13 protein-coding genes are annotated in these 17,639 nt (G+C 56.5%); 4 read left to right on the forward strand and 9 right to left on the reverse strand.

Translation table 11 applies throughout. The features are described 5' to 3' along the window. Positions 1-93 precede the first annotated feature (93 nt). Both Poly51_RS27285 and Poly51_RS27290 read left to right on the forward strand, forming a co-directional pair. The gene (locus tag Poly51_RS27285) at positions 94-798 is read left to right on the forward strand and encodes a class I SAM-dependent methyltransferase (protein WP_146462100.1); all 705 of its coding nucleotides are present in this window, start codon (positions 94-96) and stop codon (positions 796-798) included. Between the two features lie 249 nt (positions 799-1,047). Further along, positions 1,048-1,572 carry a hypothetical protein gene (locus Poly51_RS27290; RefSeq protein ID WP_146462102.1) on the forward strand — a complete coding sequence of 175 codons (525 nt, stop codon included), beginning with the start codon at positions 1,048-1,050 and terminating at the stop codon, positions 1,570-1,572. On the opposite strand, the gene cmk is transcribed toward Poly51_RS27290, so the two are convergent. The 4 genes from cmk to Poly51_RS27310 are packed head-to-tail and all read right to left on the reverse strand — an operon-like array spanning position 1,544 to position 7,032. Further along, the gene (gene cmk, locus Poly51_RS27295) at positions 1,544-2,230 is read right to left on the reverse strand and encodes a (d)CMP kinase (RefSeq protein ID WP_146462104.1); all 687 of its coding nucleotides are present in this window, start codon (positions 2,228-2,230) and stop codon (positions 1,544-1,546) included. The genes Poly51_RS27290 and cmk overlap by 29 nt on opposite strands. Continuing rightward, on the reverse strand, positions 2,227-4,773 hold the full coding sequence (locus Poly51_RS27300; protein ID WP_146462106.1) for a transglutaminase TgpA family protein: 2,547 nt from the start codon (positions 4,771-4,773) through the stop codon (positions 2,227-2,229). Before Poly51_RS27300 ends, cmk begins: the two co-directional genes overlap by 4 nt. Further along, positions 4,770-6,077, reverse strand: coding sequence for a DUF58 domain-containing protein (locus Poly51_RS27305; protein WP_146462108.1), 1,308 nt, complete (start codon positions 6,075-6,077; stop codon positions 4,770-4,772). The genes Poly51_RS27300 and Poly51_RS27305 overlap by 4 nt, the downstream gene beginning before the upstream one ends. A 58-nt stretch (positions 6,078-6,135) precedes the next feature. Continuing rightward, positions 6,136-7,032 (reverse strand): AAA family ATPase, encoded by an 897-nt coding sequence (locus Poly51_RS27310; protein WP_146462217.1) that lies wholly within the window; start codon positions 7,030-7,032, stop codon positions 6,136-6,138. A 301-nt stretch (positions 7,033-7,333) separates the two neighbouring features. Here Poly51_RS27310 and Poly51_RS27315 point away from each other — a divergent pair, with 301 nt between their 5' ends. After that, on the forward strand, positions 7,334-8,176 hold the full coding sequence (locus tag Poly51_RS27315) for a DUF547 domain-containing protein (protein ID WP_146462110.1): 843 nt from the start codon (positions 7,334-7,336) through the stop codon (positions 8,174-8,176). Between the two features lie 297 nt (positions 8,177-8,473). Further along, complete coding sequence (locus tag Poly51_RS27320; protein WP_246114812.1) at positions 8,474-9,646, forward strand: agmatine deiminase family protein; 1,173 nt, start codon at positions 8,474-8,476, stop codon at positions 9,644-9,646. 33 nt (positions 9,647-9,679) lie between these two features. Here Poly51_RS27320 and Poly51_RS27325 read toward each other — a convergent pair whose 3' ends face one another. From Poly51_RS27325 to Poly51_RS27345, 5 genes are all read right to left on the reverse strand, one after another. After that, entirely contained in the window at positions 9,680-10,156 is a 477-nt protein-coding gene (locus Poly51_RS27325) for a hypothetical protein (RefSeq protein ID WP_146462112.1), read from the reverse strand. Between the two features lie 82 nt (positions 10,157-10,238). Continuing rightward, positions 10,239-10,976: a MotA/TolQ/ExbB proton channel family protein gene (locus tag Poly51_RS27330; RefSeq protein ID WP_146462114.1), complete on the reverse strand. Its 738-nt coding sequence runs from the start codon at positions 10,974-10,976 to the stop codon at positions 10,239-10,241. Further along, positions 10,976-12,841, reverse strand: coding sequence for a hypothetical protein (locus tag Poly51_RS27335; protein WP_246114813.1), 1,866 nt, complete (start codon positions 12,839-12,841; stop codon positions 10,976-10,978). Before Poly51_RS27335 ends, Poly51_RS27330 begins: the two co-directional genes overlap by 1 nt. Next, positions 12,838-14,946, reverse strand: a complete 2,109-nt coding sequence (locus tag Poly51_RS27340; RefSeq protein ID WP_146462220.1) for a hypothetical protein — start codon at positions 14,944-14,946, stop codon at positions 12,838-12,840. Before Poly51_RS27340 ends, Poly51_RS27335 begins: the two co-directional genes overlap by 4 nt. A 6-nt stretch (positions 14,947-14,952) precedes the next feature. Further along, positions 14,953-17,262: a serine/threonine-protein kinase gene (locus Poly51_RS27345; RefSeq protein ID WP_222435934.1), complete on the reverse strand. Its 2,310-nt coding sequence runs from the start codon at positions 17,260-17,262 to the stop codon at positions 14,953-14,955. Positions 17,263-17,639: the final 377 nt, after the last annotated feature.

Genomic DNA, 17,639 nt, shown 5'->3' on the forward strand with positions numbered 1-17,639 from the left:
CGACGTTCGGTAACTGATTGTCCGTATCAGAACTTTCGACCAAAATCGATGTTGATTCTTATTTCCTTGATGCAGCTGGTGAAAAACGAAACGATGAAACGAATCTCTTTTTGCTTAGTTTTGATGTTTTTGGCTACGTTCGAATGCTCTGCGCAGACCGAGCCCGGTGGCAGCCTTAAGGCGGGAATCAACGCTCCTTTCCTGGACCCCGATTTGAATGTCAGCGAGTGGGTAGAGAAATTCGAAGTGGAAAGTCGCGAAATCTTTTCTTGCCGAGAAGAAATCGTTCGGAAAATGAACTTGGTTACGGGCGAGCGGATTGCCGACGTGGGAACAGGAACCGGGATATTCGTTGAACCGTTTTCGGATGCTGTGGGACCGCGCGGCTGGGTCTTTGCTCTGGATATTGTGACGAAATTTGTTGAGCGAGTGGAGCGGATTGCCGAACTGAAGTCGCTCGGAAACGTGACGGCAATGCTGTCGGGACAGGATGATGTTCGGTTGCCGCCGGATTCGATCGACGTTGCATTCGTGTGCGACGTTTACCACCACTTTGAATTCCCCGTCGAGTCGCTGCGTTCCATCAAGCGGGCACTGCGTCCGGGCGGCCGACTCTATGTCATCGATTTCGAGCGAATTGAGGGCGTTTCACGTCCCTGGACGATGGGGCACGTCCGTGCCGGAAAGCCCGAATTCAAATCAGAGATTGAAGCGGCGGGGTTCCAGTTTGTCGAAGAAATCGCTGTGGAAGGCTTCAAAGAAAACTACTTTTTGTCCTTTGTGCGGCCTAAATCGTAGCTGTTTCGTTTGAAACGATGACGCTCTGACCCTACGAGCGGGCGAAGTCGAACAATCGTTGCAGAGTGACGAAAAACCTTTGCGAAAACGGGGAAACCTTTCTGATCGAGTAAAGTTTCCGACCTAGAGGGCGATCGTCGGGTATCTTTCAGTTGCAGGTCACATCTCGGGGGATAGGTGGCCAGCACTGCGACTCTTTTCTTTGCATCTACGCCCATCCGCCTCTATCGTTAGCGGAGTCTCTAAACGATGAATCACGCCCCCGAAGCGACGAAGGAAACCGATACCGGTTTCTTCCGTTGCCCCGTCTCGTCCGAACAAGGTCAAGCGATTGTTCGCGTTGGCCGACGCAATTTTCCGGCGCAAGTCCAAGAGACTTCGATCGACGGCTTCACCATTTTGGTTTCCGCCAAGCACGCATCTAAGCTGAAAGTCGGTCGACCCTGGGTGCTTCAACACGACGGTACTCGCGTCGAAGTCCATCCCCAGTGGATGTTCAATTCGCCCGATGGAACCGTACAACTTGGGCTGCGACGGCTTCGCGATCTGACTCGACCGACTCCGACGAAAAAGTCGCTGCTTTCATCCATTGGCGGACGCCGGTACGAAGACCCGACCTATTCCGCAGTTGCGTTTGGCGGTTTCGTCTTGTTCCTGTTTTCGCTCATGTCGCTGCCCGGACTTGGTGATCGATTGGGAACGTCGGATCGTATTCAAGGAACGTTCAAATGGATCGTCAGCGAAGTTAGCGTAACGTTGAATCAGTTCTTCTGATCTGGGCGGTTTCCGTCGTCGCGCGGATGATCTCAATCGCGCGACGCAAAACTTCGTCGGGCGACATTCCGTCGCTGTGCAGCAAAATCGCGTCGTCGGCAGCTCGCAGGGCGCCGACTGGGCGATTTTCGTCTTCAAAGTCACGTCGCTTCTGTGCTGCGACGACATCTTCGATCGCCATGTGACGCCCTGCCTCGGCAAGTTGTTGATGACGGCGAATAGCTCGCTCCGTCGGCGAAGCGGTTAGAAAAATCTTGCATTCGGCGTCTGGGAAGACTTCCGATCCTTGGTCACGTCCCTCGGTCACGATATCACGGCCTTCCGCGATTTTCCGTTGCTGCATCGACAACAGCGATCGGATTTCGGCGATGTCGGCGATGCGCCCAATCGCGGCCGTCACTGTCGGAGTTCGAATGTCATCGGTCACATCGACGTCGTCGAGATAAACGCGACATTCTTCCCACCGCAATCTCGCTAGCCGAGCATATTGAATCAAGCCGTCGATATCGTCGAACTCGATCTGGCGACGAATTGCACCCAGGGTGATTGCGCGGTACATCGCGCCGGTGTCTAGGAATTCGAACCCGAGTTCGTCCGCAACTTGCCGGGCAATGCTGCTTTTGCCAGCACCAGCGGGGCCGTCGATCGTTACTATCACGCTTTCCGCTCCGCGGCGTTCTGGCCGATGATCATGAGGTCTACACTTTGCGTCAGTTGATGAAGAGCGTCTTGGACGTCTTGTCCCGCGTCACTTTGATCATGCCCCGATTTGGTTGCGATTTCAAGGTCTGGGATCTGGCCAAACCGGTGCCGATAGAAAGCCTCGGTCAGCACGGCCAGGGGACCACCAATCGATGGCACCTGCGGATGCTGGAGCCGTGTCGTCGCGTCGCTGGCTAATTCGGATGGCGTTTGGGATGCCACGCGACGAATTCCCGTTCGCGATAATTGCGAGAGTGTTTGGCTGTAAAACGCTATTTTCGGTTCGGCGACGTCATCTGAAGTCTGTTCTGAGCGTTCACCGCGTAGCCAGACGGGCGTAGGCATTCGGAACAGGACAACAGCCAGCAGCGTCAGCCCAACGCCCAACACCGCCGCAGGCCAAGAAAAGAGGCTTCGTCCGGCCAAAGAGCCGCCGCCGAGTTCACCGGCCCGGACACGACGAACGATGTTGCCTAGCTTCTCGACAAATTTAACGTACGAACGGTGCATCGGATTGATACCGCTGTTTCCTAGGAACGCCTTTTCTTGCCGTGTGCCGTCCATATCGACGACGTAGTCGTCCCACATGTTTTGCGCCAGATCGAAAACCTCGCCGACTCCGCCGGCCCGCTCGTCCATCCGCCCCGTACCCGGCGTTGGATCGAGCCGCAACCAATACGCGCCGGCCTCGGGTTGTCCGTAGACGTTTCGATTGCGATCGAGTTGGTCACGATTGATCAGCGCCTCGACCCAAGCGTGTGCATGCAATTGACGGGCGACGTAATTGTTACCGATTTCGTTGTACTCGTCGGTGTGGTAACCGACAACGATTCGCGAGGGGATGCCTTGACTGCGCAACATCATGACCAGCGCCGACGCGAAGAACTGGCAATGGCCTTTTTTGTCGATCAACACGAACTGCTCGGTCGGGTCCATACCCGGATAACGATCCGCATCTAGTTTTAGCGTGTAACCAAACTCGCCCGATGACGCCAAATGCGATTCCATTGCCTTTGCAATTTGATAGTCGTTTTTGCGTCGCCCAGAAACAGAGTCGGCAAGCATTTCGGCTAACCTTGCGGTCTCCGCCATGGCGTCGCGGTCAAACTTTAACAGTGCCTTGACGTAGTTTTCGTGACGGCGTTCTTCATCCGTGCGCAGACGCAACGCATCGCCATAGGACGCAATTACTTCGCTGGACAATCGCTGTTTCGATCGATTTTCGGATCGATCGAACGCGTCGGGATTAACACGCACACTTGAAACCTGGGCAACCAAATCAGACTGGGTGCCACGACGAAACGCGTGCGTACCCCATTCATAAGAAATTCGGGGATGGTTCCAGCTAGTCTTCGCCAAGCGGCCGATGGTCCATCGATCAGAACAATGTTCAATTTCGGGCTCGGACCGCACACGGTGATAGGGTGGAATCGCGAACAGTGCATCGCTGCGAGATGCCTCGCTGACGATTTTGGCTTCCACCACATCGTAGAAGTTATCATCGGTGCTGCGACGAGGCACGAATTCCAGCGGCAGATCTTTTTGGTGGTTCACCGTCGCTTCATTGAGGTTGTGCCAGACCGCAGTATCCTTTTGAGGAGCGTATCGCTCGAGCACGCGTCCCCTTAAATAGAGTCCGTCGTCAACGATGTAGGGCCCGCCGGTAGCACGATTCGTCAGCCAAACACGCAACGCTATTTGACTGCTTTGCATCATTTCGCCGATCTGTTCCAGCCGCAATTCATCGCTGAAGCCCACCAGAGCTTGGCCCGGATTGTTTCCTCGCGCGGCTTCGGTCGTTCGCGGCAGCGCGTAGAAGAAGATCGTACCGACCAGCAACACCGCCGGAGCCACCGTCATGATCGTAAACCGAGGCAAGCGAAGCGATGTCTTTGCCAACGCGCCCGACGATTGAGATGCAACAATCGAAATCACAGACGTCGAATCATCGCGACTTCGCGGGCGGTGACCGTCATCATCTTCGATGCCGATCCCCGACAGCACACCTTCCGAAGCGGAAAGCGCCGCCAACGAAGTTAGCGCCCAGGCACCGATGATGCTAATGGGAACAAGGATCAATCCAAAGTTGATCGCGTTGTTGAAAACGGCCGCGACAATCAACTGCAGCAGACAAAAGACGCCTAACTGCTCAAGGATACGCCTCGTCTTGCGCTGCATCATCAATATGCCCTGCACAAAGACCAGCAACTGAGCAACCGCTACCATTTGGTGGTTCCCCGGTGCGTCAAGGTCAACGAAGTCGCTAACGCAATACAGCGCAGCCAAACCCATCGCCGCGTAGGCAGCGATCGGCGGCAACGCAAACAGTCCCAACCAATCAACGAAAACGTAACCGAAGGCGGCAAAGAAGATGGCCAAATACGAAATCGATTCCACCGACGTGCCCGAAGTCAAAACGAGTCCGCCCAAGCATGACAATAAAGCAAAATAGAGTTTGAGCCGAGATCCGATTCGTTGTGCGTCTGCGTTCGGGATCATGACGACGCCTCCATTTCCAAAGTCGCAGTTTCGCGAACTTGATTTGCTTCGACCGCTGCTTGATCGGCTGGATGGTTCGCATCGACGCTTGACGATTCTTTGCGGATGGCCCAACGCTGTATTTCTCGGTCGCGCGTGTTGATCCAGCGGAACGCATTACGCCGAGTCCAGGGTGCGATCGTTTCGTTCAACAATGGGTCGGCGATTCTCGCATCCGCTAGCGACCGCGAGCTGATCACGACCAAGTCTTGCGCGGCACCCGCAATTCGCAAGGCACGATTCGCGGCTTCTCGTAGGTCGGGTTGTCGCGTCGCTTGGACATCGGCCAACAGTTCCAACATCTTACGTTTCCCCACAACGGACCCGGCGCCGATGATTGCTTCGGATGTTTTCGATGCGATCGCAAGGACGACACGGTTGGACGGTGTACCGACCAAATGAATCATAAGCGTTGCCGCAAAGCTGATCGCGAACTCGAAAGCGTCGGTTTCGGAATCAGGTGACGCGAGCGGAAGCCGTTCGTCAGTGCTTGATCGGAAGGCGTCCAGCATGATGCAAGTGTCGAAGCGGCGTTGTTGTTCAAACTGACGCACGGCGGGTTCGTTCATCCGCGCCGTCGTCCGCCAATGGATCCACTTGGGACTATCGCCCGTTTGCCATTCTCGCAGACCAAAAAAATCACCCTCGCTGGGGCCGCTCCGACGACCGGTCGTCGACATGCCGCCCGATTTGCTGATCAGCAGCCGCCGCCAATCCGTTCGCAAGGTGAGTATCTCTGGGAAGACATGGAACTCTTCACGATCGTCAACAATTTGCTGCGAACAAAACAGCGAAAAAGGAAAAGTGGTCATCAGCGTGATAGGACCAACGCGATATCGACCCCGGCGTGAAATCAGCAAGTCACAGTGCGGCCCCACGGTCTGTTTGGCCGAGATAACGGGGGCGGCACAAATCGCTACGGCAACCGACGAATGATCGACCGATTCCACTCGATCTTCCACCCGCATCATCCAAACCGGCATCAAACGACTGTGATTGCGAAGCATGTAACGGACGCGAAACGGTTTGCCAACAAACGCTTCTTCCGGTGATCGCCTGGTAACCGAGACGGCCTCGACGGATCGCTTGGACCATCGCCACTGCATGATCAGGGTGCCGACCAACAGCCCCGCTAAGACCAACAAGAGATTGAATCCCCGCAGTGCGCCGCCGAGCATCGCGAAGGAACCGACGAACAGGAAATGGAATCCCAAACGAGTCAGTCTGTGTTTACGGCGGGGCTCGATGCTGCGATGCGTTTTCACGTGATGCGATTCCTAGTGACGGACATTCCGCTGCGTCAGATCCTCGATTGCCGCCGTCTCACATCGGAACGGGCACTTGCTGAAGCAGGTCGGCAAGTTGGGTTTCCACTGCCTGGCGGCTAGCGCCCTGAAAAACGCCTTCGGGAAGAACGCGGTGAGACAGCGACGGAACGGCTAATGCTTTGACATCATCGGGCGTAACGTAGTCTCGTTGTTCGGTGACGGCACGCGCCTGACATCCGCGGTAAAAGCTGAGTGCACCACGCGTCGACACGCCAACTTGGAATCCGTCGTGATCGCGCGTCGCTTCGACGATGTCCAACAAGTAATCGACTAACGACTCGTCGAACCGTACATTGCGGACTTCGTTCTGAGCACGCGCGATCCCATCGACTCCCACCACAGAGTCGAGTGTATCAACGGGCTCGCCCATGCGGTGCGTCAACATCACTTGCTGCTCGACCGATCGCGCCGGATACCCGATCGATGTTCGCAACAGGAACCGGTCGAGTTGACTCTCGGGCAACGAATAGGTTCCTTCGAACTCGAAGGGGTTTTGCGTTGCAACAACGATGAACGGCTTTGGCAGCGGGTGAGTTTTCCCGTCGATGGAAACTTGTCCCTCGCTCATCGCTTCCAACAGCGCAGATTGGGTGCGAGGGGGAGCACGATTGATCTCATCGGCCAAAATCACGTTCGCAAAGATCGGTCCCGGGCTGAACTCGAACTCGCGTGTATCGGATCGATAGATCATGCTGCCAGTGATATCGCTGGGCAGAAGATCCGGCGTGAATTGAAGCCGCGAAAAACTGCCTTGGATACTATGGGCCAGCGCCTTCGCGGCCAGGGTCTTGCCCACGCCGGGGACGTCTTCTAGCAAAACGTGTTCGCCCGCCAGCATCGCGATGACCAACATTTGAACGACGTCGGGTTTCCCCAGCACGACGCGTTCGATGTTTTGACGTAGCAAACCAGAAATCTCGAACGCTTCCTGCAACATTGGCGGTAGGCTCTGAGTCGGGGGTGATTAGGTTTTCGAAGGCTTCTGAAAGTCGGTGTCGAATCTTTCCCGCAAAAATGAAGCATCAAAACAAGGCTTCATCTTATCGGGCATTGGCCCGTCATTCTATCGGGCACACAATTCGCAATTGGAACGCGACTTCGACGAAAGTGGATCGGCGGATCTGGCGCCGGAACGGGCATTTTCAGCCCTCGCCCGACAACGACTTGAATTTAGGCTCTCGCGAACAATGGAAATGCTAAACCGAAACAGACCATTGACCACCGTCATGTTGCCGCTGCTGGCCGCTGTTGCGTTTTCGATCGGGACCGACGCATCCGCGCGGGCAGGGGCAAAAGTATATGTGGGCCAAAAGGTCGATTCCTCGATCTCGATGGATGCCGTGGATCATTCCGCTTGGACGAGTTTGTTAAAGAAATTCGTGAATCCACTCGGGCGGGTGGACTACCGTGGTTGGAAATCCAGTGCCGGCGACATCCGCTCACTTGACGCTTATCTGGCAACATTGTCGACAGCATCATTGACGCAGAAGTCATCCAAGAACGCGACGTTGGCTTTCTGGATCAACGCTTACAACGCGGTCACCGTTCGTGGGATCCTTCGCGAGTACCCGACGACGAGTATCCGAAATCACACGGCGAAGTTGTTTGGCTACAACATTTGGAAAGATCTGTTGTTGCACGTCGGCGGATCGACAGTCTCCCTAGACGCGATCGAACACCAGAAACTTCGGCCAATGGGCGACCCCCGGATCCACTTCGCAATCGTTTGTGCATCGATCGGTTGCCCGCGACTGTTGGACGAAGCTTACGAGGCGGATCGCCTTGATGGTCAACTTGATGAGGCGGCGCGTGGATTTTTTTCGCTTTCCATGAATTTGCGCTATGACGATCGGTCAAACGCGTTCGAGCTGTCGTCGATCATGGATTGGTTCGGGCAAGACTTTGGCGACGGAGACTCGGCGGTCCTCAAACGTATCGCTCCGTGGATTCCGAGCGGGCCGGCGAAAGATTCAGCGACGCGAGGGACGTCGTCAATTCGATACATGAACTACGATTGGTCGCTCAACGAACAGTAGCCATTGAGCCAAAAGAATCTGGATCGGCAACGTTTCCCCCATCAACTCCACGTTCCAACGATTGGGGTTGTGCCGGTTGGGCCGTATTTGCGGTGATTTGTGACGGCGAACGTCACGAGTTTGCGGAAACCGTTGGATGTCGAAAAGTACGCGATTGCGAAGTCACTTTCGGCTTCGTTGATTTACAATTGCGTCAACGCGATCATTTTCGCGAAATCGATTGGAACCCGTTACCGGCCAAGGTGATTCTTGACGCGTCGTCCGTTCATGCGATCCGAGATTGCATTTTGTATTTCGATGTTTTTCGCCGTGTTCGGGTGCGTTGGTGCTTTGGCGGACGATTCGATCACCATGGTGTTGGATTCGTTTGGTGGGGCGCGAGCAACACGAGCGCATGCGTCGCCCTATCCCCGGCTTGCTGCGGAATTTGAGCCAACGCGCGCGTTGCTGTTAGGGGTCGCCGATTGGCAACCGCACCATCGTGAAATCCTGATTGAGATCGCGGACAAGACGGCGGGTCACGTCAACGTGATGGTGCTTTGCAATGACACCTGGCAAATCAAAGGCACGACCGAATGGTTGCTGGAGAGCGACGCCAAGGACAAGTCGCATGTATATTTCTGTGAAGTCCCTTTAAACACCGTTTGGCTTCGCGACTTCGGTCCGATCTTTTCGCAAACGGCGGACGGAGCGTCCGTGCTGGATTTCTACTACGAAGGTACTCGACCCAAAGACGATTCGCTGCCAAGCATCTGGTCCAAACGCAGTGGAGCCGAGTACGTCGAAGTGCCATGGACGGTCCAAGGCGGAAACTTGATCAGCAACGGTCAGGGTCTAGCGTTGGCGACGAATCGCATTTTCGAAGACAACCACATCACGTTTCCACGTCCGTTGCCCGGTGCGAATCCTGAAATCGAGCGCCGAAAGATGGTGGTGGATCAGTTCGTCAAGTTCTGCAACCTGTCGCAATTCGTTGTGCTAGAACCGTTGACGTCGGAGTCCACCAAACACGTTGATATGTTCACGACGTTTTTGACTGCTGAAGACGTGCTGGTAGCGAGTCTTGACCCAAGCCGCGATCCGGTCAACGCTGCGATCTTGAATCGAAACGCCCAGCGGCTCGCCGAAGTGAACGTTGGTGGTCGTCCCTTGCGCGTCCATCGCGTGCAAATTCCCGTTCGCGAGAACATGTCCTGGTCCGCGTACACGAATGTGATCATTGCCGGCGATCTAGTGCTGATGCCGATCTTCGCGACTGATCCGCCGGACATGGTGGCCGCGGCCATGGCGGCTTACCGCCTCCTGATGCCCGGGTACACCGTGGATACGGTGGACATGACCAGCATGAAACAGCTGCAAGGTGAACTACATTGTTTGTCGTTGCATGTCCCCTCATTCGCACCGATGCCAGATCGGATCTACCCGTTCGTGAATTCGGTGAAAGCCTATTTTCCGGATCAATCGAATTAGGCTGCGGATGTCGCGATACGCATCGGATCTGCGTTAGAGATTCGTCACGTTCACGGTATCAATTTTCGCTGGCACGCCGCGAACCTTTGTGTACCCGGATATAGCCACGATCACTGCAGCCAAAATGACCAGAACGGTCAGCCACTTCTTACGTGCATTGCGGATTCCGGCCAGCTTTTCACTGCGTCCGACCAACGCAGCAGCAAGGAAGAAAACAAACAAGGCCAGCACCATCTTGATTCCGATCAACATGTGGTAGGTGCCGTCGCCCTTGTGCAACGGAATCGCGCGAACAAAGTTGTACAGGCCGCTGACCAAAAACAGAGTCACGCCGATATGAACAAACTTTTTCCAACGGCCAGCAATCGCTGCAGCCAGTTTTTTGTGCGGTTCCTCGCCCAATTCACTCGCAGATGGCAACAGCACCATTAGCGTAAATAAGCTGCCACCGACCAATGCGATCGCGGTCGATACGTGAACGATGCGGGACAGAACGTCGATCCAAAACATGAGTTTTCCTAGTTCGTTTGAAAACGGACGACGCGTCTCGTATCGATGCGCGATCCGATGAACGGTCGCCGTTTTCGTGAAGTTACGCCGTTGGGGGCGGTTGTTTGGGCGGACGGCTCGGGGCCGTCGGTTGAGCAGATGGTGGTTTCGCGGGAGCAGGATTGCCAGTCGCCGGATTGGTCGCGGGACGAGTTCGCGAGGCGGGGCGTCGCTTGATCGGTGACAATGCGAGTTGACTTTGATAGGCGACGTCGGCAATCAGCGAATCCACACGGTTACGACACACTGCGTAAACGGCAAGCGACGGAATCGCAACGACCAGACCGCCAACCGTCGTCACCAGCGCTTGATAGATGCCCTCTGCCAAGTCGCCGGCGCCGGCGCCACCGCGAGTCGTTGCGACTTGTTGGAAAGCAAAGATCATGCCCGTCACAGTGCCGAGCAGGCCGACCATCGGTGCGATATTGCCGATCACCGACAAGTACTCGATGCGCCGCATCAACCGCGATGCCTGACTGGCCAATGAATCTTCCACCGCTTTTTCGACCTCGTTCCAACCGAATTCGTATTCCGATAAGCCTGATAGCAACACAACGCTCAAGACGCTCGGGGCACGACGACAAGCCGCATCGGCTTCTGCGATGCGTCCGGTCAACAAAGATTGCCGAACCGCGTCGCTAACACCTTCGGGCAGCACCTCGCTGCGTCGTAACGTCATCACTTGGTCAAACACCAAGTAGGCCGCTGCGACCGAAAGTGCAAACAAGACCAGCAGAATGATGACACCGACAACGCCACCGCTGAGCAGAATTTCAACCATTAGGTCATCTCCGTTTCTGCGGCCCCAGCCGAAAGCAAAAACTCGGCGTCCGAAAGCAACGGTTCGTCCCAACGCAAACGCAGAACGCCATCGTTTTGCAATTGTTCGATCGTCGAGTGGTGGCTTTCACGGATGCGAGCCTCCGCCGCGCGGACACGACCCCGGCTCTGCGAAACAGAAATCACGATCATTGCAAACAACGCCGTCGGCAGGACGGACAAAATCAAGCTGGTCAACATCATGGCCAAGTCAGGCCGCGGGAACGCATCGATGTCACCGCCAAGATCACGCAGTGTGACCAGGCTGGCGTCGAAATAGCTGCGGTAAAGCGCGACGACCGGTCCAGCCATCAAGAACCAAAAAATTGCAGTTCCGATCAATCCGCATAACATCGCCATGGTTGATGTGATGGAGACGCGATCGACTTCGGAATCAAAGATTTGTTGCGATCGTTCTTGTAACGTATCAATGCCCGATAGATACGCGACCTGGCCCCGCGATTCTGTATCGGTTAGCGAAGGTGTCGAGTGGCGTTTTCCGTCACGAAGTGCGGCAACTTCGTCACGAAATCGGACGGCCAGCGGCCCCAGTCGATCGGCGACGGCTGCATCGCTTCGCCTGCGAAGACCGTCGCGCAGGTCTGACTGGGCGTCACGATCAGACGTCAAATTCTTTGTCGTTGTCCACATGGCGCTTATTAGCGAGGGCAGCGACCCGGACAACGACATCAGCACGCGATCCCAAGCGCCGTGCGTCAGATTTAGAATCGCAAGTTGAGTCCGATAGGGAAACCAGAACGCTGCGGTCTCGTTCAACAGCGACAGCCGCAGTCGCGACCGCACGGCCGCCTGCAGCGAACTGCCGCTGCCGACCAACGACTCGGCGACCTGCAACGGCAATTTGCGAGCTTCTTCGTTGAGCCGTCGGACTGCCGCGGTCAGATCTGGCAGGCGATCCCTCAGTATCGAATGCAATGCTGCTCGGAACCGCGAGTCCAACGCTGACAAACGGGTGCTGCGACGTCGATCGCCTTCCCACACTTCGCCGATTTCTGAATTCAATCGTTCCGCAATCGTTTCGGCAGCCGCGGCGCCGACATCGTTCTCGCTGCGATCGCCGACGTCAAAGTCTTCCACGATCACGGGTGCGACCACGCGGCTGGTCGGTGCTGCTTTTCGCATTCGTGCGATGAACGCGTCGATGTCGGTATCAAGTGAATCGTCGCGGCGGACGGCGTTGACCACTGGGATCACGATCGTTCCCTCACTCGCCTCGGTCAGCAGCGCCACCGTTTCGCTGCGCAGTTGATCGCGGCGAACCACTAACAACAAAACGGACGCCATCGACAGCGCGCGTTTGGCGACGGCCGCGATCGCCGGCCGTGCATCCGTCGCCCCCGGTGCATCGACCAACAGATAAGGCGTTCCAATGGTTTGCATGTTCGCCGCGGGACAGTGAATGAACTGTTCGCTACGCGAATCCAAGTCGGCCGGCGGCGAAGGGCCGATCCAAACCAGTTTCTCGGTGGCTTCATCCAAGTTGTTGCCACTTCGCACCAAGCCGGCCGCAGACGAGCTGCGAATCAATTGGCGAATCAACCATGACTTGCCCTGCCCGGTGGCGCCGACGATCGCAATGACGGTATTGCCCTGGCTACGGTCCTCCAGAATCATCCGGCGAGCTTGGCTATGTTGCTCGCACAGCTCCAGCACTTCTCGGCCCGTGGGGCTGTCACCCAGAACATGGGTCGTCGCCCTTCGAACACGACGCAGGAAATCTTCGCCGGGGCGGCCAAGATGATCTTCCAAAATGGCGTCTGAAGAACCGCCACCGACGGATCGAGATTCTAAGGATGGGCTATTCACTTGGCCGATGTCCCGCCTCGAGGTAATACTTTTTTTAATTCTTGTCGAAATTCGTCACGAACGTGGTACATCGGCAAAGCGGGACCGATGGCTTCACGAACAATGATTTTCGAAGCGACCAACTTTTCGTTTGCGCCGCCAACGCGAATCGACGGTAACTTTTTCAGTCGCGCAACGCCAAAGGTATCGCAAAGAACTGCGTGGAAGTCCGATAGCTGTTGCCGAGCCGCTTGCCGACCGACGCTTCGCGTACTTTGTGCACCTGCCCACATCGTTGCATAAGCCCCCAAGCCCAATGCCGCGAACAACTCGGGAATCGATGCCGATGCGATGACGGTGCTGCCGAAGTCAAGGGGAATCATCAACACGCCCGCAAACGCGGCAAGTGTCGCTGCCAAAGGCGTCAACCCGGCGGCCAGCTTCTTGTGCGTCGGAACTTCGCTCCACATTTGCGAGACGGCTTCATCCAAACGACGAGGATCGAGCGACGTGAAGTCGTCTCGTTCGAAACGCAAGATTGCCGCTTCCGCAGCTTCTTCCCAGTGCTTTCGGTCCGACTTGTCCGTCATCGCCGGCCAATGCTTCAGTGAAGTTTCGCCGCCAAATCGATCGATCGCTTGCAGCAATCGTTCGGGCGTCATCAAGCCGCCGTATTCGCCGCGACGAAACTTGTCTTTGATTTCGCCCGCCGCGCGTTCGGCAACGGCCGACGGTGTCAATTGACGAATGAAGTCACCGGCACCGCCGAATACACTTCGCATTTTTGCGTTCAAGCGAACGCCCCATCGCGCGTACCACGGTGCGGTGATGGCAAACGATTCCGAAAGCTGACGAATGATGCGTTCGCTTTGGTGCAGTCGTAATTCGGTCACTTCGCCACCAAGGGTTCGGTGTGCGAAGAATTCGAGCGACGCTTTCAGCAAACAGTCTTGCGCCTTCGCCGTGACCACAATCGAGTCGTCGGCATCGCGATCGATCATCGCAAAACCGTCTTCCCAAACGGCGGTCCTCAGTCCATTTTGCAGTGCCAAGCGAAATTTTTCGAAAAGGACGCCACGATCCAGCCGCATCGGCAAGGCCGACAGCAAACGTTCGCCATCGATCGACGCGGGCGGATTATCGTCGGCGTCTTCACGAACTGAGAAAAAGACGGGGCTTAGGTCGGCATCGGGTTCGAACGCCGCAGCAACCGTAGGGTCAGTCGCGGGAATGTAGGGACGGCTCGCCGGAATTTCAAAATCGTACGCCGCGTAGATCGTTTCGATCCCGTGGGCGCGGGCGAGTGGTTTGAATGTGTCGTAAACCAGGTCGGGTGTTTGTTTCGGCCGAACTTTATTCACTGCCAATAACCGTGGCACGCCGGGCATCAAGTCGGCAGCGATTCGAAGCAAGTCACCCAATGTCGCATCACGGGATGATTCGGCACTGGTGACGACCAGAAAAGCCGAGCATAACGTTGCGGCCCTTCCGAGGAGTTCCCGACGTTGGGTCGGCGATCCGAGTTGCAGGTCGGCATCGGAAACGATATCAGGGCAATCCAACAGTCCGATTCCCGTTGCGTCGAGCGCCGGATCCGTTGCAACCAGGGGCACATTCAACGCCAAACCGTCTCCGTCGCGATTGTTGTACTGGCCGTGAGCGGTGGCGACGTCTTCGCTTAACATTTCTGGCGGGTTGCCGACCGCATCGCCGATCCGCCCCATCAGCAAACCCCACAACTCGGCGTCATCTCGCCAAGCTGACGGTAACCACAACACGAACCGGTGCGTGCCTTCGCGGTTGCTGCTGCCGCGAAGCGTTCGGGCTCGACCGGGTTCGCTTAAGAACGTCGCCACCAACGAAGTCTTGCCGCTGTTGAGCATGCCCGCGACCGCGACGGTTGGCCACTGAGCCAATTTGGCGGCCGTTTGCAATTTGCGGCCCGCTGACAACACGTTGGCAAGTGTATCGCTGTCCAAACGGCGCAGTGCCGACAAGTAGCTGTCGCGACCTTCGCCCGGGTAAGCCCTTTCGACGGCCGCGCGCCGATCATCATCTTCCAGCAGCGCAAGCACACTGGTCCAATCGATCGGTTCGTCGTCCTGGCCTCGAAAAGTTCCAAACATATTCATCTAGTGCGCCGTAACGCTTGCGTCTCCCTCGCTTGGCGAAGTGGCCCCGTCGTCGGTGGTGGCATCACCCCGGTTCGCCCTATCGTCGATGAACGCGCCATTAAGAACAAGGGACCACCAATTCTTGGCATCGACATCGTCCCACTTCCCCGCGTCACAGCATTGATGCAAGCTCGTCGCTAAGTCTTCGATCGAACTTGGCCGAAACTTGGGATCTTTGCTCAAGCAACTCATCAAAACGTTTTGCAGATCGTCTGGCAACGGGACTCCGATGCGATCACTGGGCCGGATCGGATCTTCTCGCAATTGTTTCAAACAGATGTCAACCGATGCATCGCCTTCGAACATCGGTTTTCCGACCAGCAGCGTGTAGCCGACGCCACCGACGGCATAGATGTCACTGCGATGGTTCGATGTGGTCGCGTCACGGACCGTTTCGGGCGCCATGTACATGGGCGTTCCGGTGATCCCATCAGCCGTTGTCAGCGAAAGATCGCCTCGGTTGGGATCGACGTCTTTGACCAATCCAAAGTCCAGCACTTTCAAGGTGTCCTGGCTGCCGATCTCGGTCGAGATCATCAGATTCGCAGGTTTGATGTCGCGATGGATGATGCCTTGCGCGTGCGCTTCCGAAAGTGAGCCGCAAATTTGCAGCAGCAAGTGGATCACGCGTGCCGGCGGTTGATGGCCAAACCGATTGACCAAACTCTGCAGCGTGATCCCCTCCACGTACTCCATCACATAAAAGTAGTCGCCCCGATCGGTTTGGCCGAAATCAAAGAGGCTGATCGTGTTGGGGTGTCGAAGTCCTGCCGTCATCTGTGCTTCGCGTTCGAATCGCGAGACCGCGACGCTGCTCTGCGATTCTTTGTCAAGAACTTTGATCGCGACGATACGCTTAAGGAGATCGTGTTCGGCCCGAAAAACGGCGCCCATGCCACCACGCCCCAGCGATTCGCCCAATCGATAGTGACCAATGCGTCGCTGCGCGTCATCGCCGGCGGCAATTCGACGGTACGCTCGACGCAGCACGATCGCTAACGTGACCAAGATCGCGCCCATCAACGTCGCCAACGCCAGCATCCCGATCACCAGGCGGCCCAACATTCTTATTGGCACATAGGCTTCGGCTGCATCCATCTCCGATGCAATCCCCATTTCGTATTGGGGTAACCAAGTCCAAGCACCGACCACATCAACGCCTCGATAATCTGGGTAGCCGGTAACGTTATCACCGGTTCCTCCACGTGTCGCTTGATCCGCCATCAAAGTCAACGCAGCATGCGGAATCGGTTTGGTCGATTGATCCGCAGCTGCTGGGGAGCCCGTCGCATCGCGAACCGTTTCAACGCCCGGGACGCACACGGCGATTCGATTCGCACTGGTCACATTGGGTTCCGACGCCAACCGGCCCGCGGCTCGCAATTGATGCTCGAACCGACTGCGTGTCAGCATGGTTGCATTCCGATCGAACAAATAGGTCTCGCCGCTCGTTCCCAGTCGCGCGACCGCGAGAAGCTTGCTGACAGCGCCCGCCGGGTCGACCAAAACAGCCATCGTTCCGACCATCTTGCCGTCTGATTCCACTTTGCCGAGTGCCGCCATCATGGGCCAATCGGGAACCGACATCGGACCATCGCCGCGAATCCCAACCGAACACTGGAAAGGTAAACAGATCGTCGATCCGCCGGAAATGACTCTTTGCTTCGCTGATTCCGGAATGGGCAGTCGTCGTCCCACCAATGCCGTCGCTGAAGCCGCGATCACCTGGTCGTCGCGATCCAGCAAAGCCCAACCAACGGTATTGGACGAGTCGATCGAACGGTCGATTGAATCCAGAGCGCTGGTCGGCGGCAGATCCGCGATCGTCCATTCGAATCGGCCCGAGGATGCAGAAATCAGTTCCGTCGCCGTTTCCGCGATCGCCGGATCATTGGCGATCCGATCAACCTCGCGACGGCGTTCGGCAAAGTAACCATTCAGTGCAGCCACATTGGCGGACAGATTCGACCGCAGCGAATCGCGAACCAATTGCCGAGTGGATTCGCGCAGCACGTATCCGACGAGTATCGCCGCGGCAACCAATCCGATCGCCATCAACATCACCACCCACGGCGCGATGCGGCGAATCAATCGTGCGGTCGGATGATCCGTCACCGTCAGGCTGCGAAGCATATCCGCCAGCGACGCCGGTCCCGTTGAAGACGCGGTTCCAGACGATGGAGTCACCATCGGCGCATGGTTTGCCGTCGGCGGCCCCGTCAAAAGGTTCACCAACGCCGTTTCGATTTTCTTGACCAGAAAGCGCATCAACCTACTATCGTCCAATCGCGTGCCGGCGGTAAGTCCTCGCAAGGTCCAGAAATCGTCAAACTTCCGACCGAAAAGGGGCCAATCGGAAGCAGCCAGAACCGAAAGGGAAAGTCCGTCCATCGCACGAAATTGTCGAGAGTTCCTGTTAGTATTCGAAGGGCTGAATCCGGTCTGTGCCGCGATTCGAGGGCAGCCCAAAATCCGTCTGGACCGGTAACTGACGGGCTTGGGCCAATTCGCCTTCCGCCATGCTCCCATCGTGACGGGTGCTCGCGCCGAAGTGTTATGCCCAAGCGACAATCGTGGCCGCGGCGGCGAAGTGTATCGATGAAGTCGTCACGCCGCCGTTGGAAATACGGTTCGGTCTCGATCAC

This window comes from Rubripirellula tenax (genome assembly GCF_007860125.1).
Classification (GTDB): Bacteria; Planctomycetota; Planctomycetia; order Pirellulales; family Pirellulaceae; genus Rubripirellula; species Rubripirellula tenax.

Excerpts from the sequence above, each read along its gene's own strand:
- Poly51_RS27300 (WP_146462106.1), bottom strand. The coding sequence starts at position 4,773 with ATGATCCCGAACGCAGACGCACAACGAATCGGATCTCGGCTCAAACTC.
- Poly51_RS27330 (WP_146462114.1), bottom strand. The coding sequence starts at position 10,976 with ATGGTTGAAATTCTGCTCAGCGGTGGCGTTGTCGGTGTCATCATTCTG.
- Poly51_RS27340 (WP_146462220.1), bottom strand. The coding sequence starts at position 14,946 with ATGTTTGGAACTTTTCGAGGCCAGGACGACGAACCGATCGATTGGACC.
- Poly51_RS27290 (WP_146462102.1), top strand. The coding sequence starts at position 1,048 with ATGAATCACGCCCCCGAAGCGACGAAGGAAACCGATACCGGTTTCTTC.
- Poly51_RS27345 (WP_222435934.1), bottom strand. The coding sequence starts at position 17,262 with ATGCGCTTTCTGGTCAAGAAAATCGAAACGGCGTTGGTGAACCTTTTG.
- Poly51_RS27325 (WP_146462112.1), bottom strand. The coding sequence starts at position 10,156 with ATGTTTTGGATCGACGTTCTGTCCCGCATCGTTCACGTATCGACCGCG.
- Poly51_RS27320 (WP_246114812.1), top strand. The coding sequence starts at position 8,474 with ATGTTTTTCGCCGTGTTCGGGTGCGTTGGTGCTTTGGCGGACGATTCG.
- Poly51_RS27285 (WP_146462100.1), top strand. The coding sequence starts at position 94 with ATGAAACGAATCTCTTTTTGCTTAGTTTTGATGTTTTTGGCTACGTTC.
- Poly51_RS27315 (WP_146462110.1), top strand. The coding sequence starts at position 7,334 with ATGCTAAACCGAAACAGACCATTGACCACCGTCATGTTGCCGCTGCTG.